This is a genomic window from Mesorhizobium sp. LCM 4576, from assembly GCF_001854815.1.
Lineage (GTDB): Bacteria > Pseudomonadota > Alphaproteobacteria > Rhizobiales > Rhizobiaceae > Mesorhizobium > Mesorhizobium plurifarium.
The window spans coordinates 107,113-130,587 of sequence record NZ_MDDT01000007.1 but is presented as its reverse complement, the minus strand read 5'-3'; the positions used below and the strand labels follow the sequence as shown (position 1 = coordinate 130,587).

General features: G+C 64.9%; 20 protein-coding genes. 11 read left to right on the top strand and 9 right to left on the bottom strand.

From position 1 onward, the window contains the following. Window position 1: 1 nt before the first annotated feature. Complete coding sequence (locus tag LCM4576_RS02770) at window positions 2–682, bottom strand: GntR family transcriptional regulator (protein ID WP_052467741.1); 681 nt, start codon at window positions 680–682, stop codon at window positions 2–4. Window positions 683–763: 81 nt separating this feature from the next. Then, window positions 764–1,318 (bottom strand): VOC family protein, encoded by a 555-nt coding sequence (locus LCM4576_RS02765; RefSeq protein WP_071030391.1) that lies wholly within the window; start codon window positions 1,316–1,318, stop codon window positions 764–766. 132 nt (window positions 1,319–1,450) lie between these two features. Between LCM4576_RS02765 and LCM4576_RS02760 the strand changes: the two genes are divergently transcribed. Both LCM4576_RS02760 and LCM4576_RS02755 read left to right on the top strand, forming a co-directional pair. Beyond that, window positions 1,451–2,371, top strand: coding sequence for an aminotransferase class IV (locus LCM4576_RS02760; RefSeq protein WP_071030565.1), 921 nt, complete (start codon window positions 1,451–1,453; stop codon window positions 2,369–2,371). Then, complete coding sequence (locus LCM4576_RS02755) at window positions 2,368–3,138, top strand: SDR family NAD(P)-dependent oxidoreductase (protein WP_071030389.1); 771 nt, start codon at window positions 2,368–2,370, stop codon at window positions 3,136–3,138. Before LCM4576_RS02760 ends, LCM4576_RS02755 begins: the two co-directional genes overlap by 4 nt. Before the next feature lie 3 nt (window positions 3,139–3,141). Here the strand turns inward: LCM4576_RS02755 and LCM4576_RS02750 are convergent, their stop codons facing one another. From LCM4576_RS02750 to LCM4576_RS02740, 3 genes are all read right to left on the bottom strand, one after another. After that, a complete protein-coding gene (locus LCM4576_RS02750; protein ID WP_071030387.1) occupies window positions 3,142–5,328 on the bottom strand; it encodes a thiamine pyrophosphate-dependent enzyme in 2,187 nt (728 codons plus the stop codon). A 186-nt stretch (window positions 5,329–5,514) separates the two neighbouring features. Next, window positions 5,515–6,636 carry an NAD(P)/FAD-dependent oxidoreductase gene (locus LCM4576_RS02745; protein WP_071030385.1) on the bottom strand — a complete coding sequence of 374 codons (1,122 nt, stop codon included), beginning with the start codon at window positions 6,634–6,636 and terminating at the stop codon, window positions 5,515–5,517. Window positions 6,637–6,638: 2 nt separating this feature from the next. Next, window positions 6,639–7,328 carry a GntR family transcriptional regulator gene (locus tag LCM4576_RS02740; RefSeq protein WP_071030383.1) on the bottom strand — a complete coding sequence of 230 codons (690 nt, stop codon included), beginning with the start codon at window positions 7,326–7,328 and terminating at the stop codon, window positions 6,639–6,641. A gap of 165 nt (window positions 7,329–7,493) precedes the next feature. On the opposite strand from LCM4576_RS02740, the gene LCM4576_RS02735 reads away from it, so the two are divergent. The 8 genes from LCM4576_RS02735 to LCM4576_RS02700 all read left to right on the top strand — a co-directional run bounded on the left by LCM4576_RS02735 (window position 7,494) and on the right by LCM4576_RS02700 (window position 18,709). Then, entirely contained in the window at window positions 7,494–8,870 is a 1,377-nt protein-coding gene (locus LCM4576_RS02735) for an aspartate aminotransferase family protein (RefSeq protein WP_071030381.1), read from the top strand. A 223-nt stretch (window positions 8,871–9,093) separates the two neighbouring features. Next, window positions 9,094–10,152, top strand: a complete 1,059-nt coding sequence (torT, locus tag LCM4576_RS02730; protein ID WP_071030380.1) for a TMAO reductase system periplasmic protein TorT — start codon at window positions 9,094–9,096, stop codon at window positions 10,150–10,152. Window positions 10,153–10,312: 160 nt separating this feature from the next. Then, entirely contained in the window at window positions 10,313–11,800 is a 1,488-nt protein-coding gene (locus LCM4576_RS02725; protein ID WP_071030564.1) for a sugar ABC transporter ATP-binding protein, read from the top strand. Continuing rightward, window positions 11,797–12,822, top strand: a complete 1,026-nt coding sequence (locus tag LCM4576_RS02720; RefSeq protein ID WP_071030378.1) for an ABC transporter permease — start codon at window positions 11,797–11,799, stop codon at window positions 12,820–12,822. The genes LCM4576_RS02725 and LCM4576_RS02720 overlap by 4 nt, the downstream gene beginning before the upstream one ends. After that, window positions 12,819–13,808: an ABC transporter permease gene (locus LCM4576_RS02715; RefSeq protein WP_244508340.1), complete on the top strand. Its 990-nt coding sequence runs from the start codon at window positions 12,819–12,821 to the stop codon at window positions 13,806–13,808. Before LCM4576_RS02720 ends, LCM4576_RS02715 begins: the two co-directional genes overlap by 4 nt. Window positions 13,809–13,834: 26 nt before the next feature. Beyond that, a complete protein-coding gene (locus LCM4576_RS02710; RefSeq protein ID WP_071030376.1) occupies window positions 13,835–15,895 on the top strand; it encodes a hydantoinase/oxoprolinase family protein in 2,061 nt (686 codons plus the stop codon). Between the two features lie 27 nt (window positions 15,896–15,922). Beyond that, on the top strand, window positions 15,923–17,716 hold the full coding sequence (locus LCM4576_RS02705; protein WP_071030374.1) for a hydantoinase B/oxoprolinase family protein: 1,794 nt from the start codon (window positions 15,923–15,925) through the stop codon (window positions 17,714–17,716). An 81-nt stretch (window positions 17,717–17,797) separates the two neighbouring features. Further along, entirely contained in the window at window positions 17,798–18,709 is a 912-nt protein-coding gene (locus LCM4576_RS02700; RefSeq protein WP_071030372.1) for a DMT family transporter, read from the top strand. A 31-nt stretch (window positions 18,710–18,740) separates the two neighbouring features. Here LCM4576_RS02700 and LCM4576_RS02695 read toward each other — a convergent pair whose 3' ends face one another. The 4 genes from LCM4576_RS02695 to LCM4576_RS02680 are packed head-to-tail and all read right to left on the bottom strand — an operon-like array spanning window position 18,741 to window position 22,098. Further along, on the bottom strand, window positions 18,741–19,442 hold the full coding sequence (locus tag LCM4576_RS02695) for an RraA family protein (protein ID WP_071030371.1): 702 nt from the start codon (window positions 19,440–19,442) through the stop codon (window positions 18,741–18,743). Then, a complete protein-coding gene (locus tag LCM4576_RS02690; protein ID WP_071030369.1) occupies window positions 19,442–20,557 on the bottom strand; it encodes a mannonate dehydratase in 1,116 nt (371 codons plus the stop codon). Before LCM4576_RS02690 ends, LCM4576_RS02695 begins: the two co-directional genes overlap by 1 nt. A 4-nt stretch (window positions 20,558–20,561) precedes the next feature. Beyond that, window positions 20,562–21,347, bottom strand: a complete 786-nt coding sequence (locus LCM4576_RS02685; RefSeq protein WP_071030367.1) for an SDR family NAD(P)-dependent oxidoreductase — start codon at window positions 21,345–21,347, stop codon at window positions 20,562–20,564. A 13-nt stretch (window positions 21,348–21,360) separates the two neighbouring features. Beyond that, on the bottom strand, window positions 21,361–22,098 hold the full coding sequence (locus LCM4576_RS02680; RefSeq protein WP_071030365.1) for a FadR/GntR family transcriptional regulator: 738 nt from the start codon (window positions 22,096–22,098) through the stop codon (window positions 21,361–21,363). Window positions 22,099–22,285: 187 nt separating this feature from the next. On the opposite strand from LCM4576_RS02680, the gene uxuA reads away from it, so the two are divergent. Then, window positions 22,286–23,470, top strand: coding sequence for a mannonate dehydratase (uxuA, locus tag LCM4576_RS02675; protein ID WP_071030363.1), 1,185 nt, complete (start codon window positions 22,286–22,288; stop codon window positions 23,468–23,470). The last annotated feature ends 5 nt before the right edge of the window (window positions 23,471–23,475 follow it).

The following is a 23,475-nucleotide window of genomic DNA, read 5'->3' as shown; positions in this document are numbered from 1 at the left end:
GTTAGGCGAACATCTCGGTGTGTTGCTCGAGCTGCAGGCGAGTGCGGCGGATATGGCCGTAGAGGATGAGGCCGGCCTGTTCGCCGTCGCGCCGCTTCAGCGCCTCGAGGATCAGCCGATGCTCGTGATGCACCGCCGCCATGCCGGCCTTGCCGACCGATGCGGCGAAAGCGCGCCGGTATTGCTGGGTGGTGTTCCAGAATTTGTGGATCATCTGGGCGAGCTGCGGCATGCGCGCGCCTTCATAGCTCAGGAGATGAAACTCGCGGTCGAGCTGCAGGAACTCGTCGATGCTGCCGGCGGCCTCGATGCGCGAGACGAGGTCTTCCAGGCGCGCAAGCGTTTCGGGCGAAAGGTTGGCGCTGCTTTCGGAAAGCGCCAGCGGCTCCAGCCGCTCGCGGATCTTGTAGATCTCGATGCACTCGGCGCGGTCGAGCTTGGAAATCCAGGCGCCGCTGTTGGGCACGAGGATGACCAGCCCTTCGCTTTCCAGTTGCCGGAGCGCCTCGCGCACGGGGATGCGGCTGATGCCGTATTCTTCGGCGAGCTCTTCCTGGCGGACGCGGCTGCCCGGCCGCAGCCGCCCCGACAGGATGGCGTCGCGCAGCGCATCGGTGACGCGGCCGCTGGCCAGGGCGGCGCCGTTGCCTTCGGTTCCGCCRCTTGCGCGTCTGCCGGCCATGATCTCAATTCCCCGCATGGTGTTGATCCCCAGGATGTTAGTGCATCGGCGAGCAGGTGGGAATCGGCACGAACCGGCCGCTCACAGATGAGGGTTGGCCGGATGCCAGAGCCGGCGATCCGTCCCGCGTTCATAGGCCTTGCCCGTGGGGAAGGAGACCAGCTCGAGCTGCATGCCCCAGGGACTCAGGAAATAAACCCAGCTCTGAYCGGCGCTCGGTCCCTCGGTGCGCACCGTCGGCTCGCCGAGCACGCGCACGCCATGCGATCGGAGATAGGCGACTGCATCATCGATATCGTCGACGTAGAAGGCGAGATGATGCCCGCCGACATCGCTGTTCCTGGGTTGGACGCCGTCCTGGTCCGGCGCGGAATATTCGAAGATCTCGAAATTGGAGCCGTGACGGCAGCGCAGGAATTTGAGCCGCTTCATCACTGTACGGGGATGGACGTTGAGATGGGTTTCCATCCAGTCTCCGTCGGACCGGAAAGGCCCGAGCTCGTAGAAKGGCTCGCAGCCGATGACCTCGACGAAGAAACGGACGGCTTCGTCGAGATCGGGAACGGTGAAGCCGATATGATCGGTGCCGCGCAGGCCCGGAAGGCCGTTGCCGGCATGGCTGGTTTCATGAAGCATTGCTGGTCCGRCATCTATGATCCGACATGACCGTATCCAACATGCGGCAATTGGCAAGAAAATTAGCGGATCTGGCCGAATAAATCCGCCAGATTGTATCCAATGATAGGCTCGACATCTGTGGAGGATTTCATGACAGACAGGACCGCTTACGATCCGGCGTTGGGCATAGCCTATGTCAACGGCAGCTATATGCCGCTCGCGGAGGCTGCCGTTCCGATCACCGACCGCGGCTTCGTGCGGTCCGATGCGACCTATGACGTCACCCATGTCTGGAAAGGCCGTTTCTTCAGGCTCGACGACCATATCGAGCGCTTCCTGGCCTCGATGCGCGGCCTGCGCATGAGCCTGCCGCTGTCCAAGGCCGAGATAGCAGACATCCTGGTCGAATGCGTTCGCCGGACCGGGCTTCGCGATGCCTACGTGCAGATGACCTGCACGCGTGGCGTACCGCCAGCCGGCACCCGCGACCCCAGGCTCTGCCAGAACCGGTTCTATGCTTTCGCGCAACCCTTCGTGTGGATCGCCAATGACGAGCAGCGCCGCGACGGGCTGAAGATGGTGGTGAGTTCGGTGCAGCGCATCCCGCCCGAATCGCTCGATCCGCGCCTGAAGAACTTCCACTGGCTCGACCTGACGATGGGCATCTTCGAGGCCTATGACCAGGATGCCATCGTCGCCGTGCTCAACGACGGAAARGGCAACGTCACCGAAGGCGCCGGCTTCAACGTCTTTTCGGTGAAGGGCAACGTCATCACGACACCGGACCGCGGCGTCTTCGAGGGCATGACGCGCCGCACCGTGATCGAGCTGGCCGGCGAAGCGGGCGTCACCTGCGAGGTGCGGCCGCTGCCGATCGAGGAATTGYGCGAGGCCGACGAGATCTTCATCTCGAGCTCCGCCGGCGGCATCATGCCGGTGACGATGCTCGATGGCCGCATCTACGGCAACGGCAAGCCCGGCCCGATCACCAACCGCATCCACGATCTCTACTGGGCCGCGCACAGGGAAGGGCCGCTTTGCACCCTCGTCGACTACGGAGCGGCGGCATGAGCGCCAAAGAGGCTGAGCGCGTCTTCCTGGTGACCGGCGGCACGCGCGGCATCGGCGCGGCCTGCGYCGAACGGCTGGCGGCGGATGGCGCGCGGGTCGTCTTCACAGGGCGCGACCGGGCCGCCGCCGATGATGTGATCGCCGCGGTCCCCGGCGCCGTCTTCGCCGCAGGCGACGCGACCAGCGAGGCTGACTGCAAGCGCGCGGTCGAGGTCGCGCTGGAGCTTGGCAAGGGGCGTATCGCCGGCCTGGTCAACAATGCCGGCGCCGGCGGGCGCGCCGCCTTCGACCAGACGACGCTCGACGACTGGAACAGGACGATGACGGCCAACGCCACCTCGGCCTATCTGTTCACGCGTCATGCCTTGGCTGGTCTGCGGGCCGCGCGCGGCGCCGTGGCGACGATCTCGTCGGTGGCCGGCCTGGTCGGCGAGGAGGGACTTGCGATCTACACCGCCTCCAAGGCGGCGCTGATCGGCCTGACGCAAGCGCTGGCACTCGAATACGGCTCGGAGGTGCGCTTCAACGCCGTCTGCCCGGGTCAGATCGCCACGCAGATGATGGCAAAGACGCTGGCCATTCCTGGCCGGCGCGAGAAGCTGGAAAAGCGCATTCCCGCGGCGCGCCTCGGCACACCGGAAGATGTCGCCGAGGCGGTCGGCTGGCTGCTCTCTCCCGCCGCGGGCTTCGTCAACGGCGCGGTGCTCAGCGTCGACGGCGGCGAAACCGCCGGCTTCATGACGCCGCGCGACGATCCGCGGGCCTGACTTTCAGCCCAGCGGTCGCCCCTGATCGGCCATGACCTGGCGCACGCCGCGCTCGATATCGGCGGGGCGTGCGCAAGCGGCGGCCTCGAGCACCTTGGAAATGCTGGGCGAAGCCTCGCCGCCATGGACGCGCTGGACAGGCTGGTCGAGCCAGTCGAAGCAGCGGTCCTGGATCTCGGCGGCGAGCAGGCCGCCATAAGACGTGCCGCGGGCGCCTTGCTCGACCACCAGCACATTGCCGGTCTTGCGGATCGAGGCTTCGATGGTCTGCCAGTCGAGCCCGGCGCGATCGAGCGAGCGCAGGTCGATGACCTCGGCGTCGACGCCAAGACGTTCGACCACCTCGATCACCGGCCGCACCATGGCGAGGTAGGTGAGGATCGTCATCGCCTTGCCCTGGCGCACGACTTTCGCCTTGCCGAGCGGGATGAAGTAATCGAGATCGTCGACCGGCGCCGGGCCGGTCGAATTGTAGAGTTCGACATGCTCGATGACGAGCACCGGATCCTTGCAGCGCAGCGCGCTGTTCATCAGGCCGACATAGTCGAAGGGTGTCGAAGGGGCAACGATGCGCCAGCCGGGCGAGGTGGCGAAGATGCCGGCCGGGTCCATGGAGTGCTGCGAGCCGTAGCCGGTGCCCATGGCGACCTTGGTGCGCAGCACCAGCGGCACGTCGATATCGCCGCCGAACATGTGGCGCGCCTTGCCGATCTGATTGAAGACCTGATCGGCCGCCACCCACATGAAGTCGGGGTACATGAACTCGACGACCGGAAGGTAGCGGCCGTCCATGGCGATGCCGCCGCCGAGGCCGGTGAAGGCGGCCTCGCTGATCGGCGTGCCGAGCACCCGGTCCGGGAAGGCGGCGGCAAGGCCACGCGTCGCGCCGTTGGTGCCGCCCTTCAGCCGGTGCACATCCTCGCCCATGACAACGATGCGGTCGTCCGTCGCCATGCGCCGCTGCATGACGTTGGCCACGGYGTCGATGAATTTGGCGTTGCCGTCGATCGCGCCGCCGAAGGTTTCGAGCTCCTCCGTGCGCTGGCCGGAAAGTTCGGAGAGATCGCCGCGGATGCCGTGGTCGCGAAACCCTTCGTCCGGCCATAGCGCCGGCTTGATGCGGTTCTTGCCGCCCGCCTGCTCGACGAGCTCGGCGGCGACATCGGCCATCAGCGCGAGCGCGCGTTCGCGCAGAGCGGCAACGCCCGAGCTGCCGATGATCTGACGTTGTTCCATTTCGCTCGCAAGCCGGTCGAGCGGGTCGCGCGTCCGCCACGCCGCCTCCTCGACCTTGTCACGGTAGCCGAAGGCACTGCCGGGCAGCGGGCCGTTCTGATGGAAGTAGCGATAGACATCGGCCTCGATGATGGCCGGCCCGCCGCCATTGCGCATCAGCTCCATGGCTTCTTTCGTCGCAAGGTAGACGGCGAGGGGGTCCATGCCGTCGACCTTCCAGGCGGGAATGGCGAAGGCCAATCCGCGCGCCGACAGGCGCGGCTCGGCGGTCGCTTCCTCGACATGGGTCGAGACGGCATAGCGGTTGTTCTCGATGAAGAAGCAAAGCGGCAGCTTCCAGGCGGCGGCAATGTTCATCGTCTCCAGCACCGAGCCGATGTTGACGGCGCCATCGCCGAAATAGGCAAAGGCGACATCGCCCTTGCCGGCCCGCTTGTGCGCCCAGGCGGCGCCGGCAGCCAAGGGCACGCCGCCGCCGACGATCGCGTTGGTGCCGAGATTGCCGGCTTCGGCCCAGCGCAAATGCATCGAGCCGCCACGGCCGCGACAGAAGCCCTGTGCGAGGCCAAGGATCTCGGCGAGCGACCTCTGGGCGAGATCGCGGATGGCCGGTGAAAACTCCGCCGCTGGCAAGAGCCCGTCTGGCGCGACATAGCGGATCGACTTGGCGAGGAACTGGTGATGCGCRCGATGGGATCCATTGATCTGATCGCCGGCGCGCATCAACGCGGCCGAGCCGACGGCGCCCCCTTCCTGACCGACGGCGGAATGGGCGGGTCCATGCACCAGGCCCTGGCCGGCGAGGTCCAGCACTTTCTCCTCGAAGGCGCGGATCAGATGAGCCGAAACCAGCATCGATTCCAGCGCAGCCGGATCGGCGTCGTCCCAGTCTGCGCGCGTCGTGCGCAGTTCGCGCCAGGGAGCCGATGGGGCCAATGTCGCATAGTCGGRCATCAGGACTTCCTGCCGGGCTGGTGGCTGGTTTGAGAAGCTCATTGGATACGATAACGACGTGTCTTGCCTTTTGGAAGGCAAAATTTGCCGCTCATCATTATCATTGGATACATTGAGTGGATATGCCGGACTCCCGCCGAGGTGGCGCGCGACGCGATCGGCACTCGATACCGCGCGCCGGCGCCGTCAGTCCGTCTCAGGCGCCAGGATGCGCGCCACTTGCTCGGCAATCGCCAGGCTGGAGGTCAGGCCGGGGCTTTCGATGCCGAACAGGTTGAACAGGCCATCGATGCCGTGCGTTGCGGCATCCTGGATCACAAAGTCGCTGTTGGCTTCGCCCGGACCGGAGAGCTTCGGCCGGATGCCGCTGTAGGCCGGCTGCAGGCTRCCGTCGGCCAGGTCCGGCCAGTATTGGCGGATCGCATCGTAGAAGCGTTTGCCGCGCGCCGGATCGACGCGGTAGTCGAGCGTGTCCGTCCATTCGACGTCGGGCCCGAACCGAGCCGTGCCGCCGAGATCAAGTGTCAGGTGGACGCCAAGGCCRCCCGGTTCCGGCACGGGGTAGATCAGCCGCGAGAAGGGCGCCCGGCCCACCACGGAGAAATAATTGCCCTTGGCATAGCGAAGCGTCGGCAAGAATTGCTGGTCGAAGCCTTCGAGCGAGCCTGYCAGCGCGACGGCGCCAAGGCCGGCCGCGTTGATGAGGCGCGGTGTGGCAACCTCGAAACCTTCGCCGCTTGCCGTGTCCCTCGTCTGGAGCACGATACGACCGGCATCGATGCGGCCCGAGACGATGCGTGTGTTGAGCGACAGCATCGCGCCGCTTTCCTCGGCATCGCCGAGCAAGGCGAGCATGAGCGCATGGCTGTCGATGATGCCGGTGGAAGGCGAGAGCAGCGCTTTGGTGCAACAAAGCGCCGGTTCCAGGTTCTGCGCCTCGGCGGCGGAAACGAAGCGCAGATCGTCCACGCCGCAGGCCGCTGCGCCAGCCCGGATCGTGGCGAGTACGGGTTCCTGGGCCTCGTCGGTCGCGACGATCAGCTTGCCCGAGCGGCGATGCGGGATCGCGCGTTCCGCGCAGTAGCGGTAGAGCATGTCGCGGCCGGCGACGCAGAGCCGGGCCTTCAGCGATCCGCGCGGATAGTAGATGCCGGCATGGATCACTTCCGAATTGCGCGAGCTGGTTTCGGTGCCGATGGCGTCCGCCGCTTCGAGGATCAGCGTTTCAAGGCCCCTCGCGGCGAGGCTGCGGGCAACCGCGAGGCCGATGACGCCGGCCCCGGCGACGATGCAGTCGACCTGTTCCATACTCAGTTCGCCTGGCTGACGCCGGCGGCATGCCTGCTGAAGAGCCGCTCGAGAATCACATTTCCGCCCTCGGTGATGTCGGCGATGATCGCACGTTCGGCGGCATCGGCATCCTTCTTTTCGACCGCGGCGAGAACCGCATGATGGTTGTCGATCATGGCGCGGCCGCCTTCGTGGTAGGATTCCGCGATCAGCGGCCCCATCTGCAGCCAGAGCCGGTTCAGGATGCCGCGCAGCACCACCATGTCGCCTATGTCGGCAAGCGCGAAGTGGAACGTCTGGTTGAGCTCCAGCCCTTCGGTCCAGTTCCTGTCGGCGATCGCGCGCTCGTTGCGGGCGATCAGATCGCGCAGCCGCTCGATATCCCTGGCCGTCGCCTTGAGCGCGGCCTCGCGCGCGGCAAGCCCTTCGAGCTTCAGTCTGATCTGGYGGATCTCGCGATAGCGTTCCAGCGTGATGATGGGAACGCGCACCTCGCGCGCCGATTTTTGCACCAGAGCCTCGTCCTGGATGAGGCGCAGGATGGCGTCGCGGACCGGCGTGACGCTGGTTCCCAGCGACTGGGCGAGATCGCGGATGGTCAGYCTGGCATCCGGTGCGAAACGTCCCTTGATCAGCGCCTCGGCGACGCGCGCATAGACGGTTTCGCCGAGGTTTTCGCGCTCGAGCGTTTCGAAGCTGAAGCTCGCCATGCCGTTCCCGTCCCGTTTTTTGGCTGCCGGCCCAAAAGGGCTTGACAGTATATCTTATAAGAAACATGATGCATCAAACAGCATAATGCAAGAGGGAACTGCGATCCCTTGGACGAGGGGTAGGCAGGGCAATTCCCGCTTGGACGCCTGCAGACAGGAGCCGTCATGGACGCCAGACCGAATTCCCCCGAAGCCCGCGACATTCGCTACCACCTGCATGGCTACACCAACGCCCGCAAGCATCAGGAGACGGGGCCGCTGGTGATCGAAAAGGGCGATGGCGTCTATGTCGAGGACATCGCCGGCAACCGCTACATCGAGGCGATGGCGGGCTTGTGGAGCGTCGCCGTCGGCTTCTCGGAAAAGCGGCTGGTGGACGCCGCGACGCGGCAGATGTCGAAGCTGCCCTTCTATCACGACTTCGGCTCCAAGGCRCATTCGCCGCTGATCGACCTGGCYGAGAAGCTGGTGCAGGTGGCGCCGGTGYCGATGAGCAAGGCCTATTTCACCAATTCCGGTTCCGAGGCCAACGATACGGCGATCAAGATGATCTGGTATCGCTCGAACGCGCTCGGCCAGCCGGCGCGCAAGAAGATCATCAGCYGCAAGCGCGGCTATCACGGCGTCACCATCGCCTCGGCGAGCCTGACCGGCCTGCCCAACAACCATCTCTCCTTCGACCTGCCGATCGCCAATATCCTGCATACGTCGACGCCGCATCACTGGCGCGACGCGGAGCCCGGCGAGAGCGAGGAACAGTTCTCCGCACGGCTTGCCGACGAGCTGGAGAAGCTCATCCTTGCCGAGGGGCCTGAAACGATCGCCGCCTTCATCGGCGAGCCGATCATGGGCGCCGGCGGCGTCGTCGTTCCGCCCGCCGGCTATTGGGAAAAGATCCAGGCGGTGCTGTCGAAATACGGCATCCTGCTGGTGGCCGACGAAGTGATTTGCGGCTTCGGCAGGACTGGCGAGATGTTCGGCTCGCAGACCTTCGGCATCAAGCCCGACATCATGGTGCTGTCCAAGCAGATCTCGTCCTCCTACCTGCCGATCTCGGCACTGCTGATCAACGACAAGGTGTTCGAGCCGATCGCCGACGAGAGCGACCGCATCGGCACTTTCGGCCACGGCTTCACCGGCGGCGGCCATCCGGTCGCCGCGGCCGTCGCGCTGGAGAACATTAAGCTGATCGAGGAGCGCGACCTCGTCGGCAATGTGCGCAAGGTCGGCGCTCACCTGCAGGCAAGGCTGCGCAAGCTCGCCTCGCATCCGCTGGTRGGCGAGGTGCGCRGCGTCGGTCTCATCGCCGCGGTCGAGCTTGTCGCCGACAAGGCGACCAAGGCGTCGTGGGGCAAGCCGGCGGCGCTCGGCGCRCTGGTCAACGGCTTCCTGCAGCAGAACGGCGTCATCTCGCGCAACATGGGCGATGCGATCGCCTTCTGTCCGCCGATGATCATCACCGAGGCGCAAATCGACGCCCTGGTCGATGCCTTCGAGCGGTCGCTCGACGCTGCATTGCCGCAGGTTTACCCGCAGGGCTGAAGGGCTTCGTCAGGTATCCGGCGCGGTGGCGGTTGCTCTTTCTCGCGTTGACATATAAGATATAAGATGTACGTTGCGATGCCTATTGGATACATTCTTATTGCAACGCGTCGTCCAACATTATGAAATGCCAACGCAGAAGTGGCAATTGGATACAAAGGCAACTGAAGCCGAAATCGAGAAAACTTCAGCCCAGCAGGGCGCTGAAAAATGGGAGACTGATATGAGAGGATTGAAGAAATCACTGGCCTTGGCGCTGTCGGCGACGGTGCTGTCGGCCGGAATGGCGCAGGCCGCCGACTGGTGGCCATTCAAGATCGCTTCGGCCAAGGACGGCGATCTGAAGAATGTCGGAGAGATCGAGTACAAGCCGCTCGACAAGGCGGAGAAGCCCTGGAAGCTCTGCGTGCTCTTCCCGCACCTRCAGGACAGCTACTGGGTCTCGGTGGACTATGGCATCGTCGAGGAAGCGAAACGCCTCGGCGTCAAGGTGACGGTGCTGCAGGCCGGCGGCTACACCGCCCTGCCGAAGCAGATCTCGCAATATGACGACTGCGTCGCCTCGGGCGCCGACGCCATCCTGATCTCGGCCATCTCGGAAGCCGGCGTGGCCGCCAAGATCAACGAGGGCATGGGCAAGGGCATCGTCAACATCGCCGTCGCCAATCCGATCCTGGAGACGCCGATCACCGCTCGCATCACGCCCGACTTCTACCAGAAGGGTTTTCAGACCGGCGAGTATGTGAAGAAGTATCTCGGCGACAAGCAGGGCACCGCAGTGGCGTTCCCCGGGCCGCAGGGCAGCGGCTGGGCCGAGACCTACATGAACGGCTTCCGCGACAGCACCAAGAGCGGCAACATCAAGCTGGTCGGCGAGATGTTCGGCGAGGCCAGCGTGCCGGCGCAGCTCWAATTGGTCGAAGACGCGCTGCAGACCCATCCGGACGTCAACGTCATCTGGGGGGGCGCACCGACGGCGGAGGCCGCGATCGGCGCCGTGGCCGATGCCGGCTTGAGCAACGTGACGATCATGTCGTCCTATGAGAACCAGACCATGCTGAAGGCCGTCAAGGATGGCTCGGTGCTCGGCTTCGCCACCGAGTATCCGGTCATCATGGGGCGCATCGGCGTCGACCTCGCGGTGCGCGCGCTGGAGAAGAAGGATCACGAAAAGGTCCTGCTGGTTGCCCCCGGCATCGTTACCAAGGACAATGTCGACAAGATCGACACGACCCAGATCTTCGCGCCGGACAACTGGCGCCCCGTGTTCTCGGTCGAATAGTAACGAGGCCGCCGGCGCGGCCTTCAGCTTCGCGATTATATCGCGATCCTCCCGGCCTGACCGCCTTGCAGAAGGCGGTCAGGCGACTTGACGCAATTCCGGGCGAACCGCCACGCAGTTTGCTTGAATTGCTCTTGCCGGCTTTGGGCCTTTGGACGAGATGCTGGAAGTTACAGGGTTCACCAAGAGATTCCGCGGCATCGCCGCGCTCGACAATGTCGACTTCTCCCTCAATGAGGGCGAGGTCCACGCGTTGCTTGGCGAGAATGGCGCCGGCAAGTCGACGCTCATCAATCTCATTGCCGGCACGTTTCCCTGGGCCGAAGGCGTCTACCGCATCAACGGCCGGACAATCACCAGCCTGACGCCGCAGGTGGCGCAAGAGATCGGCATTGCCGCGGTCTTCCAGGAATTCAGCTTGGTGCCCGACCTCACCGTGGTAGAGAACATCTTCCTCGGCCGCGAACAGTCGTCCGGACTGTTCCTGAAACGCAAGCAGATGCGACAGGCTGCGGCCGAGCTGCTGGACAGTCTCGGCTTCCATTTGCCGCTCGACGAGAAGGTCGCCTTCCTGTCGCGCGCGCAAAAGCAGATGGTCGAGATCGCCAAGGCGCTGCGCATGCGGCCGAAGGTGCTCATCCTCGACGAGCCGACCGCGTCGCTCACCGACGGCGAGGCGGAGAAACTGTTCAATGCCGTGGCGCTGCTCAAGGCGCGGGGCGTCGGCATCATCTATGTCTCGCATCGCATGAGCGAGATCCGCAACCTCTCTGACCGCGTCACCGTGCTGCGCGGCGGCAAGAAGATCGGCACGGTGGTCACGGCCGAGATTTCGGACGAGGGGCTGATCGAGATGATGGTCGGCCGCCCCGTCGAGCAGCTCTTTCCGAAGATCGAGCACAAGCCCGGCGCGGTCAGGCTCGAGGTGCGGGATCTCACGACGGAGAAGCACTCCGTCATCGGCGCTTCCTTCACCGCCCGCGCGGGTGAGGTGGTCGGTCTTGCCGGCCTCGTCGGTTGCGGGCGCAGCGAGCTCTGCCGCGCCGTGTTCGGCCTGGAGACCATCGAGGCAGGCACCATCAGCCTGGGCGACAAGCCGGTCGAGCGGCCGACGCCGACGTCGATGCTTGCCGCCAATGTCTGCTATTTTCCGGCCGATCGCGGATCGGAAGGCCTGGCACTGGCGCGATCGGCGCGCGAGAATGYGACGATGAGCTCGCTCGACCTGCCGGCGCTGTCATCTGGACCGGTGCTGAAGTTCTGGCGCGAGACCGAGGCGATCAAGGAGCCGCTCGGCAATCTCGCATTGCGACCGATGGCGCCCGAGCGCAGGGCCTCCGCCTTCTCCGGCGGCAATCAGCAGAAGCTGATGCTGGCGCGTGGCCTTATGAAATCTTTCGATGTCTATCTGTTCGATGAACCCACCGTCGGCATCGATGTCGGCGCCAAGGCCGATGTCTACAATCTCATCAAATCGCTGGTCGAGGCAGGCGCCTCGGTCGTCGTCTCGACGTCCGAATTGCCGGAGCTGATCAATCTCGCCTCGCGTGTCTATGTCATGCATGAAGGCAAAATCGTCGCCGAGCTTGCCCAGCATGAGCTCAGCGAAGCCCAGGTGCTGTCGCATTATTTCGGAGGGCACGCATGAGCTCTGAAACGGCGACCATGACCGTTGCCAACGCGCCATCGCACCGCGCGAGCCGACTCGACCGCTTTCTCATGCAAGGCGGCATCGTCATCACCTTCCTGGTCGTGGCGGTGGTCGCGACCGCACTGATCGAGCCGCGCTTCCTCAACCGGCTCAACCTGCTCAACGTCATGCGCAATTTCGCGCTGCTGCTCATCCCGTCGCTGGCGCAGATGCTGGTKATGACGGCCGGCGGTTTCGATCTCTCCGTCGGCGCGGTGGTGGCGGCGACCTCGGTGGTGACGGCCGCGGTGATGCTGGTCGGCAGCATCTATTTCCCCGGCATGGAATTGGCCCTCATCATCGCCTCGCTGGTGATCGCCCTTGGCGTCGGGGCGCTTGTCGGGCTCGTCAACGCCGGTCTGGTTTCGATCTTCTCCCTCTCGCCCTTCATGGTGACGCTGGCGATGATGTCGGTGCTGATGGGCATCGCGCTTTATTTCACGCAAGRCATCCCGATCTACGGCGTGGTGGATTCCTTCGTCGCCAATGTCGGGCGCGGCCAGTTTCTCAGCCTGCCGATCGTGCTTTGGGTGGCGCTCGGCGTCCTTGCCGCGTGTATAATCATGCAGCGCTTCACGGCGCTCGGCCGCCATATCTATGCGGTGGGCAGCGACCAGCGCTCGGCGCGCCTGTCGGGCGTTGCCACAAGCCGCACGCTGATCGCGGCCTACATGCTCGCCGGCCTGCTCGCCGCGCTCACCGGCTTCCTGATGACGTCGCGGCTCGGCTCGGGCCAATCCACCATCGGCGGGACGCTGGCGCTCGAGACCATCGCCGCCGCGGTCATCGGCGGCGTGTCGCTGCGCGGCGGCGTCGGTCGCGCCGAACTGGTGGCATTGGCGGCGCTGTTCCTGTCGGTGATCGCCAACGCCATGAACCTGGTGCAGGTCGACAGCAAATATCAAACGCTGGTGCTCGGCGCTGTGCTGATCGTGGCTTTGGCCATCGAACGGCTTCTGTTGAGAAAGCGGCAGGCATGAGCACCGAGGCCAAGACACAACCGATGGCTCAGCCTTCCGGCCTCTCGCCGAAAGAGATCCTGCGCGCCGCGCGACTGCCGATCGCCATCGTCGTCGTGCTGGTCCTGTTTGGCCTGGTCGAGCCGCGCGTGCTTTCCTTCGGCAATTTTCGCAACATCGCGCTGCAGGCGAGCTATCTCGCCATCTTCGCCATGGCGCAAACCATGGTGCTTTTGACGCGTGGCTTCGATCTCTCGCTCGGCTACACCGTCTCGCTGGTCAGCGTCGCCGCCTCGATGGCGATGGTGGCGATGGGCGGCGGCGACGTTTCGATCCTCTATGGCGTCGGCGCGGCGGTTCTGATCGCCGGCGCGATCGGCCTCGCCAACGGCTTGCTTATCGCCGGCATCGGCATCAATCCGTTGGTGACGACGCTCGGCATGGCCAATATGGTGCTGGCCCTCGCCTCGACGATCAGCGGCGGCTTCCCCGTCACCGGCCTGCCGAAGAGCCTCACAGCCGAATTCGCGGAGGGCTCGCTGCTCGCCATCCCGACGCCGATCTGGATCGCCGCGCTGGTCTTCGTGCTTCTGTTCCTGACGCTCAAGGCGACGCGCTTCGGCCGCAGCCTCTATATCATCGGCGCCAATCCCAAGGCGGCGGTGGCAGCTGGCATCCGCACCGTGCCGGTGCTGGTGCTGGCCTATGTTCTGTGTGCGCTGCTGGCGGCGCTCGGCGCGCTTCTGCTCACCGCGCGCACCGGCTCGGGYGAGCCCAATCTCGGCGGCAATCTCACCCTGGAAGCAATCGCGGCCGCCGTGGTCGGYGGTGTGCGCCTTTCCGGCGGCGAGGGCGGCGTGGGCGCTGCCGTGCTCGGCGCGCTGTTCGTCACCGTGCTCTCCAACGGCATGAACCTCGTCCAGATCGACGGCTATCTGCAGCAGATCTGCCTGGGCGTCATCATCATCGTCAGCCTGATCGTCAATCGCGACGAAGCCAGGCGCTGATACTCCAACCTCTTCGGGAAGCTCGTATGGCCTATCAAGTTTGCATCGACATCGGCGGCACCTTCACCGACTGCCTCGTCTCGAACAGCAAGGGCGAGATCGCGATCTTCAAATCGCCGACGACGCCAGGCGAATTCGAGAAAGGCTTCATCAACGTGCTGCATGTCGCGGCCGAGGGCTATGGCCTGAGCGGCGCCGACTTCATGAAAGAGATCGACCTCGTCGTGCACGGCTCCACCGTGTCGACCAACGCGCTGGTCGAACGCAAGACGGTCAAGGTCGGCCTTATCCTGACCTCCGGCCACCAGGATATCCTCGTGCTGCGCGAAGGCCCGCGCAAAGGCGCCTTCCAGTGGCGGCTGAACTATCCCGATCCCTATGTGCCGCGCCATCTGACCAAGACGGTCGCGGGCCGCATCGACGCGCGCGGCCGCGAGCTCGCGCCGCTGTCGCTGGACGACGTGCGCAAGGCGGCGGCCGAATTCCGAGGCCTCGGCGTCGAGGCGATCGCAGTCGGTCTGCTGTGGTCGGTGGTGAACCCGGCGCATGAGCTTGCCGTGCGCGAGATCCTGGAGAAAGAGCTGCCAGGCATTCCGGTGACGCTCAGCCACGAGATCAACCCGATGCCGCGCGAATACAAGCGCATCATCGCGGCCGCGATCGATGCCTCGATCAATCCGATCGTGCGCACCTATATCGAGAAGCTGAAGACGGCGCTCGACGAGGAGGGTTTCGAGGGCGAGCTGCTGCTTGCCAATTGCGTCGGCGGCATGATGCCTTTGGCCGACATGATCCGGAAGCCGATCTACAGCGTCATGTCCGGTCCGACGCTGGCGCYGATGGCGGCGTTGGCGCTGTCCGATAAGCCCGACATCATCGTCGGCGACATGGGCGGCACCACCTTCGACGTGTCGGCGCTGCGCGACCATCAGATCATCGTCACGCCGGACAGCATGATCCACGACGATTCGCTCGGCATCCCCAAGGTCGACGTGCGCTCGGTCGGCGCCGGCGGCGGCTCGATCGCCTTCGTCGACGAAGGCGGCCTGCTGCAGGTCGGCCCGCGCAGCGCCGGCGCCCGGCCGGGCCCGGCATGCTACGGGCAGGGCGGCACCGAGCCGACGGTGACCGATGCCAATGTGGTGCTCGGCATCGTCGACCCCGATTACTTCCTCGGCGGCAAGATGCAGTTGAAGCGGGAGCTGGCGGAAGCCGCGGTCGACAAGATCGCCGCGCGGCTCGGTGTGACGCGCGAGGAAGCCGCCTACGCGATCTACACCACTTCCAACCACAACATGGTGGCGGCGATCGAGGAGATCACCGTGCGCGAGGGCATCAACYCGCGCGATTCTTTCTTTGTCTGCGGCGGCGGCGCCACCGCCATCCACATCGCCGAGATGGCCGACATCCTCGGCCTGAAGCGCTACATGGTGCCGCGTTTCATGGCCGGGCTCAGCGCCTTCGGCGGCCTGATCTCCGACATCCGCTCGGAAGAGAGCGCGGTGCTGCTCACCTCCGACGCGGACTTCAACGTCRCCGGCGTCAACGACGCGCTGAAGCGGCTGAAGCAGGCCGGCAACACCTTCCTCGCGGAAGCGGGCGTCGCGGCGGAGAATCGTCAGTTCGAATTCTCCTTCCTCGGCCGCTACGAATACCAGTCCTTCGAGATCGAAGTGCCGTTCGAGGCCAAGGACGGCGCGGTGTCGGAGAGCGACCTGCCGACGCTGGTCGAGGCCTTCCACAAGATGCATGAGCGCATCTATTCGATCCGCGCCGACAATGACGTCGTCGAGTTCACGGCGTGGAAGCTGYGCGCCATCGGCAAGCGCTCGGGTCAGGACATCTGGCAGAAGAACACGCTGCCCGATCAGAATGGCCCCATCGACCTGAAGGCCAGGCGCGGCATCTATCAGCAGGAGAGCGGTCGTGTCGAAACGGTCCCGGTCTACGAACTTGCGCAGCTGCGCGCCGGCGCGCAGCTTGCCGGCCCCTGCCTGGTCGAGGCGGAGACCTTCACGGCCTATCTCAAGGATCAGCATCAAGGGCAGATCGACCGTTACGGCAATCTCGTCGTCAACATCGCCTAGTTCAACAATCACGTGAGAGAACGACCCATGGACTCCATCAACAGGCTCGAGCTCGACGTCGCTGAACGCCGTGTCGACCCCTTCCTGATGTCGGTGCTGAAAAGCCGCTTCGAGGCGATCGTTCGCGAGATGACGCTGGTCGTCATGCGCGCCAGCCGCTCGGCGGTGATCAAGAACGCGCGCGACTTCTCCTGCGCCATCCTGACCTATGATCATCGGCTGGTCTCGGTCGAGGACGCGCTGCCGATCCACGTCATGTCGATGGACATGGCGACGCGGCCGCTGACCGACCTGTTCGACGACATCACGCAGGGCGACATCTTCCTCAACAACTGCCCCTATACCGGCGGCACCCATCACGCCGACCTGATCATGGCGATGCCGGTGTTCTTCGAGGGCGAGCCGCTGTTCTGGGTCGTGGCGCTGTCGCACCACGCCGACACCGGCGCGCCGGTGCCGTCGACCTATCTGCCTTTCGCCAAGAACATCTTCGAGGAAGGCATGCACTTCCCCTGCGTGCGCGTCGCGCAGAATTACGAGGAGAAGAAGGACATCCTGCGCATCGGCACGATGCGCAACCGTGTGCCGGACATGTGGCTGGGTGACGTGCGCGCACAGATCGGCGCCTGCCGCACCGGCGAAAGGCGTATCGGCGAGCTGTTCGCGCGCTACGGCCGCGACACCATCCTCGGCTTCGTCGAGGACTGGTTCGATTACGGCGCGCGTTGCGCCAAGGCCGCGATCGCCAAACTGCCGGCCGGCAGCTACAGCTACGAAACGCGCCATGATCCGGTGCCGGGCGTCGCCGACGAAGGCATACCGGTGAAGGTGACGATCAATGTCGATCCGGAAAAGGGCGAGATCGTCGTCGACGTGCGCGACAACATCGACAATGTGCCGGGCGGCCTCAATCTGTCCGAGAACACCGCCACCGGCTCCTGCCGGATCGGCGTCTTCAACAATCTCGACGAGAGCATCCCGCACAATGAGGGCGCGAAGTCGCAGATCAAGGTGCTGCTGCGCGAAGGCAGCGCCATCGGCAAGCCGAAATATCCGGTCGGCACTTCGGTCGCCACGACCAATGTCAACGACCGGCTGATGATTGCCGGCAATTGCGTCTTCTCGCGCATGGGCGCGCCTTACGGCCAGGCGGAGAGCGGCTCGCACCTGCCGGCCGGCGTCGGCGTCATCTCGGGCGAGGATCCGTTCAAGCACGGCAAGTCCTATGTCAACCAGGTCTTCGTCGRCTACGCCGGCGGCGGCGCCCGTCATGGCTATGACGGCTGGCTGACCTATTGCGGCCCGGCCAATGCCGGCCTGATCCAGCTCGACTCGGTCGAGGTCGACGAGTCGATGTATCCGATCGTCATCGAGCGGCGCGGCGTGCTGCCTGGATCGCAAGGTTTCGGAGAGTTCGAGGGCGCACCGGCGACCGGCGGCGTCTTCTATCCGCTCGACCACGACATGACGATCGTCTACGCGGCCGACGGCACCAGCTTCCCGCCGCGCGGCGTGCTGGGYGGCGGCGACGGCAAGGAGAGCGAGACGATCAAGCTCAGGGCCGGCGAGAAGATCGTGCTGCCCGCCTTCAGCGAAGAGACGATCGAGGATGGCGCCCGCATCGAGTTCACCGCCTGCGGTGGCGGCGGTTACGGCGATCCGCTGAAGCGCGATCCGAAGCGTGTCGCGGCGACCGTCAATCGCGGCTGGCTGAGCCGCGAGGACGCCGAAACGGTCTACAAGGTGGTTCTGACCGTTGCCGACGAGCCTGGCCTGCTCAAAGTCGACGAAGCCCGTACAGCCGCCCTCAGGGCGGTTTGATTCCAACAGGCGCGAAATCGGCAGAAACCTGGAATTCCAGACCATTGATTGGCGGAGGGAGCGCCTTGCCGGCGGTTTGCCATGCATGATGATCGACCGGTATCGAGCCGCCGCCTGCCATCGACGGACGCTGCCCTTCTGCTCCTGGCGGCAGCGATCTATGGCGGTATCTTTCCGGTCAACCGGCTGGCCGCCGAAACGCAATGGCCGCCTGTGGGTTTCGCTTTCGCCCAGTCGCTTGCGGCAGGCGCGATATTGGCCCTGGCGGCGGTAGTTGCCGGCGGGCGGTTCGCCGTCACCGCCGGGCAGGTGCGCACATACCTCATCATAGGCGGCCTTGTGGTTGGCCTGCCGATCGGTATCCTGGTCTCGGCCGCTCCGCATGTCGACGCCTCGGTGCTGACCCTGGTGCTCTGCCTTTCTCCGCTATTCACCCTCGCCATTGGCGCGCTGGCGGGCATCGATCGCTTCGATAGGCGAACTTTCGCCGGTATGCTTCTCGGCGTGGCCGGCGTGGCTGTCCTCGTGCTGCCCGATGCGGGCGCTGTCGGCCCGGACGGCTTCGTTTGGTTTTTGGTGGCGCTCATTGCCCCGGTGATGTTTGCAGCCGCCAACAATTGCGCCAAATGGCTGCGCCCCGAAGGTGCGCCCTCCTTGATGATGGCGGCCGGAACGCTGCTGGGAGGGGCCGCGGTTGCTGGCGTCGTCATGCTTGCGCTCGGCGGCGCGGTGTTGCCTTTCGAGTGGACGGGCAGGACCCTGATGCCGCTCGCTCTCGCCACGACGATCAATGCCGTCTTCTTCGTCCTGTTCTTCGAGCTGGTCGCTCGGATGGGACCGGCGCGCTTTTCGATCTTCAACTATCTGGCCGTGGCCGCCGGCATTCTCTGGAGCCTGGCCGTCTTCGACGAACGGCCGGCCGCCTCGTTCTGGTTGGCCTTGATCCTGATGCTTGCAGCCATGTATCTCGTGCTGTCGCGCAAGCCCGACTGACCATCCGGTTACCACTGACTGCCACGCCCTGTCACATGATGCCGAAGGTCTTGTAGGCTTCGACCGCGCTCATTCCGTCACGGATCGCCTTGGCGACGCGCTTTTCGCCRCGGACTTTTTCGAGGGCGAGGCGCACCACCTCTTCCTCGGCTTCAGTTGGGATAACAAGGACGCCTTCCTTGTCGCCGAACAGAAGCGTTCCGGGCTCTATGCGGACGCCGCCGATCTCGAGCGCGCAGCGATAGTCGACGACCTTGCCGCGCACGCCTTGGTCCTGCGCGTAAAAGCCGGTGCAGAAGCAGGGAAATCCCAGCGCTTTGATGCCATCTGTATCGCGGGCGAAGCCGTCGACCAGCGCGCCATGCGCGCCGAGGATCTTCGCACGCGTCGACATCAGCTCGCCCCACAGCGCGTAGCGGGGCGAGGCGCCGCTTGCGACGTAGACTTCGCCCGGCTTCAGATCGTCCAGCGCCTCGAACATCAGCCCGAAGGGCTTGCTCATCAGCGGATTGTGGGTCGGTTCGTTGGACGGAAAGATGTCGGTCTCGAGCACGGGCATGGCCCGGCCGAGCAGTCTCGTCTTCTCGTCGACAGGTTTGAATACCGGCGGCAGGAACTGATGCTGTAGCCCGATCGTGTCCATCACGTCGCCGACGACAGCGACGAAGAGCTCCTCCTCGAACAGGTGGTACATTTCGGCGTCGTCGGCATAGAGGCGTGTCGATCTGGTCATCAGGCTTGCATCCGGATGCTGGTGGATTGAATCGACTGCGAAGGTCCCAGCGCCGCGGCGTTCTGCACCAGCGCGCGCATATAGCCGAGCGCGAAGGCCTTTCCCGCATGCCAGGGCGCATCGCAGGACATTTCCGGCGTATGGTCGGGGATGATGACGCCGTCATAGTTTTCATCGCGCAGGATGCGGACGATTTCAGCCATGTCGATGTCGCCGTCGTCGACGAAGGTTTCGTGGTAGTTCGRCACCTTGCCGCGCACGTTGCGGAAATGGATGTAGCCGATGCGCCCGCGCCGGGCGAAGCGCCGGACATGCCCGTAGATCTCGTCGGTGCCCGGCATTTCCTGCAGCGAGCCGAGGCAGAGCTCCAGCCCGTTGGACGGCGACTCGACGATGTCCATCAGCCGGTCGTATTTCTCCGGACGGTTGACGAGCCGTGCCGCGCCGCGCAGCGCTTCGGCCGGCGGATCGTCGGGGTGCGCAGCAAGTATCACGCCGGCTTCCTCAGCCACCGGAACGATGTCGCGGAGGAAGGCTCCGAGCCGTTGCCAGAGCTCGTCGCTGCTCACCGTCACCGGAGCGGCGCCCGGTCGGCCCGCGCGGTAGCGCATGTTCCAGACCACGCCGTCGGGGAGGGGCAGATCGGGATCGATGGCCGCAAGGTCGAGCCCCACCGACATCGCGTCACCGCGCGCGAAGGGCCCGCGCGACCAGCCCCAGACGCCGGCGATGGAGAAGTTGTAGCCGATGCACGGGATGCCGGCGCGCCCGGCATCCCGGATAAGCCGCTTCAGCCCTTCGATCTGCTTCGCCCGATCGGGGCCGTCGAGCAGAATATCGGACCAGAAGCGCGGCGAGAAATTCTCGATCGCGGCGATTTCCAGCCCGTTGTCGCGCACGGTCTTCACCAGGCCGGCGAAGTCCTCATAGTTCCATAGCTCGTCGGTGGAGCAATCGCCCCAGCCTTCCGTCTCGCTGCCGGCCGACAGGGAAGGATCGCGGCCGCGAAAGTAATTGGTGAGGTGGGCGACGATATGCGTTGCGCCCGCCTGACGGGCGAAGCGGAAATTCTCGGGCGTCAGCGATTCCCGGTAGAGGCCAAGACCGATCTTCATGGTTTCACTTCACGCCGATGCCGGYGGTCAGGCCGCCATCGATCTTATAGTCGGCGCCGGTGCAGAAGCCGGCCTTGGACGAGCATAGAAAGGCGATGAGCTCGGCCACTTCCTCCGGCTCGCCGATGCGGCCGAGCGGATGGGCCGCGCCGAAGCGCCTGTAGGCTTCCTCGACATCGGCATCGCTGCCGTTGTCGCCGCGCGCGGCTTTCTCCAGGATCGGCGTGCGGATCGAGCCCGGGCTGACCGAATTGACCCGGATGCCGGCCGCCGCGTAGTCGAGCGCCAGCGAACGCGTCAGCGTGTGGATCGCGCCCTTGGTGGTGGCATAGGCGGCGACGTTCTGCTGGCAGGCGAAGCCCTGCACCGAGGCGACGTTGACGATCGCGCCGCCGCCGCGCTTGATCATTTCCGGAATGCCGAAATGAGCGGTCAGATAGATCGAACCGACATTGACCGTCATCGCCTTGTTCCAGATTTCCCAGTCGGTCGTCGTCGCGGTTCCATACGGATGGACCGCGGCCGAATTGACGATCACGTCGAGGCCGCCGAAGCGCGCCACGCCAGCCGCGACGGCGTCGCGAACCTGGTCCGGCACGGAGACGTCTGTGTCCACGACCAGAGCGCCGGCCCCTAAGCTTCCCAGCTCCGCTCTCATCGCTTCATTGGCCGAGCGGTCGATGCCGCAGGCGACGATCGCAGCGCCGCCGGCGGCGAGGCGCCTGGCGGTTGCCAGACCGATCCCGGTCGTCCCGGTCACCAGCGCGACCTTGCCTTCAAAATCCTTCATTGCGGGAACTCCTTCAGTCACTGTCGGACACCGGCTCTTCCGGCAGGAAGCGCAAGGCGAAATCGAGATGGCGGCTCACGAGATAGGCATAGGCCAGTCGGTCGCGTGCACGCAGCGCGGCGATGATCTCGCCATGCGCGGCGCGAGTGTCGGCAAGCACCGGCCGCATTTCCTTGCCGATGGTCATGATCCGCAGGATCACGGGCGACAGGAAGGAATACATGTCGATGAGCGTGCGGTTGCCCGCCAGGCCGATCAGCGCCCTGTGGAAATTGAAATCGTTCTGAGCGGCTTCCTCGATCGAGCGGCTGTCGACGATCCTGGCGTTGACCTCGTCGAGCGCCGCGATCTGTTCGTTCGTGGCGTTGAGCATGATGTGGTCGCCGATGCCGACCTCGATGATGCGCCTGAAACCCTGGATGTCGGCGAAAGAGGAGCGCGAGACATCCATGTGCGCGGCGAAGAAATTCTGGATCGCGATGCTCTGCCCRTCGGCGAGCACGGCGCCGACGCGCGGCTTGGGCTCGATCAGCCCGTAGGTGCGGATGGTACGCAGCGCCTCGCGCACCGTGTTGCGGCTGGCGCCGGTGATCTCGCTGAGCTCGCGCTCCGTCGGCAGCACGTCGCCGACATTCAGCTGCCGCGCGCGGATGAGGTCGAGGATGCGCCCGGCCGCGGTGTCGACCGCGGAGGAGCCGCCGGCGCGGCGGGCGGCGACATTGTCGCGTGCAGCCTGGGGATTTTCCGGCATCGATCCTCCTAATTGTTGGACCAACATATCGTATGATTTGAGGAAAACAATCGGKTTTGGGCTTGATCTCGGTGAATTTTCCGGGCCTGGCCGAAGCGAGTAGCCACTCACGAGCGTCAAATTTTAATTTGACTCCCGTTGTGGTCCAACAATAAGTTGCCGACTCTCTCACAGAGGAATGCGGCAAATGGAACAAACCTGGCGCTGGTACGGTCCGGACGATCCGGTCACCCTCGATCATGTCAAGCAGGCGGGCGCGACCGGCGTGGTCTCGGCCCTGCACGACATCTATGACGGGCGCGTCTGGCCGCTGGAGAACATCCTGGAGCGCAAGCGCATCATCGAGGCGGCGGGGCTGACCTGGTCGGTCGTCGAGAGCATTCCGGTCCACAACTCGATCAAGATCGGTTCGCCGGAGCGGCTCCGCTATGTCGGCTTCTACAAGGACACGATCCGCGCGCTGGCCAAGGCCGGCATCGCGACGATCTGCTACAATTTCATGCCGGTGGTCGATTGGACCCGCACGGACCTGGCGTACCGCCTGCCGACGACGGGCTATGCGCTTCGCTTCGACGCCATCGATTTCGCCGCTTACGATCTGTTCGTGCTGAAGCGCCGGAATGCCGAGGACAGCTACACGCCCGCCCGCATCGCAGAAGCGGAAGCGCGGCTGAAGGAACTCAGCGACGAGAAGATCGACAGGATCGAGCGCAATCTCATCGCCGGCCTRCCCRCCACCGAGCGCGCCTACAACCGCGACAGCTTTCGCGAGGCCCTTGCCGACTATGACGCAATCGGTCCGAAGGAATTGCGCGACAACCTCGCCTGGTTCCTGCGCGAGATCATTCCGGTGGCCGAGCAGGAAGGGGTGCGCATGTGCATCCATCCCGACGATCCGCCATTCTCGCTCTACGGCCTGCCGCGCATCGTCTCGACCGCCGAGGATGCGCGCTTCATCCTCGATGCCGTCGACAGCCCGGCCAATGGGCTGACGTTCTGCACTGGCTCCTACGGCACGCGCGCCGACAACGACATCGTCGCCATGGTCAAGGAATTCGCGGAGCGGATCCACTTCGTGCACCTGCGCAACGTCACCATGGAGGATGACGGCTCCTTCCACGAAGCCGAGCATCTCGAGGGCGGTACCGATATGGCGCATGTCATCCTCGCGCTGATGCAGGAAGAGGCGCGTCGCCGCAAGGAAGGCCGCGCCGACTGGCGCATTCCGATGCGGCCCGACCACGGGCATCTGCTCGCCGACGACATCGGCAAGACCAGGATCAATCCCGGCTACTCGCTGATCGGCCGGCTCAAGGGCCTCGCCGAACTGCGCGGCATCATGCGGGCCGTCGAGCGGTTCGGGCTGGTCTGAGGCGG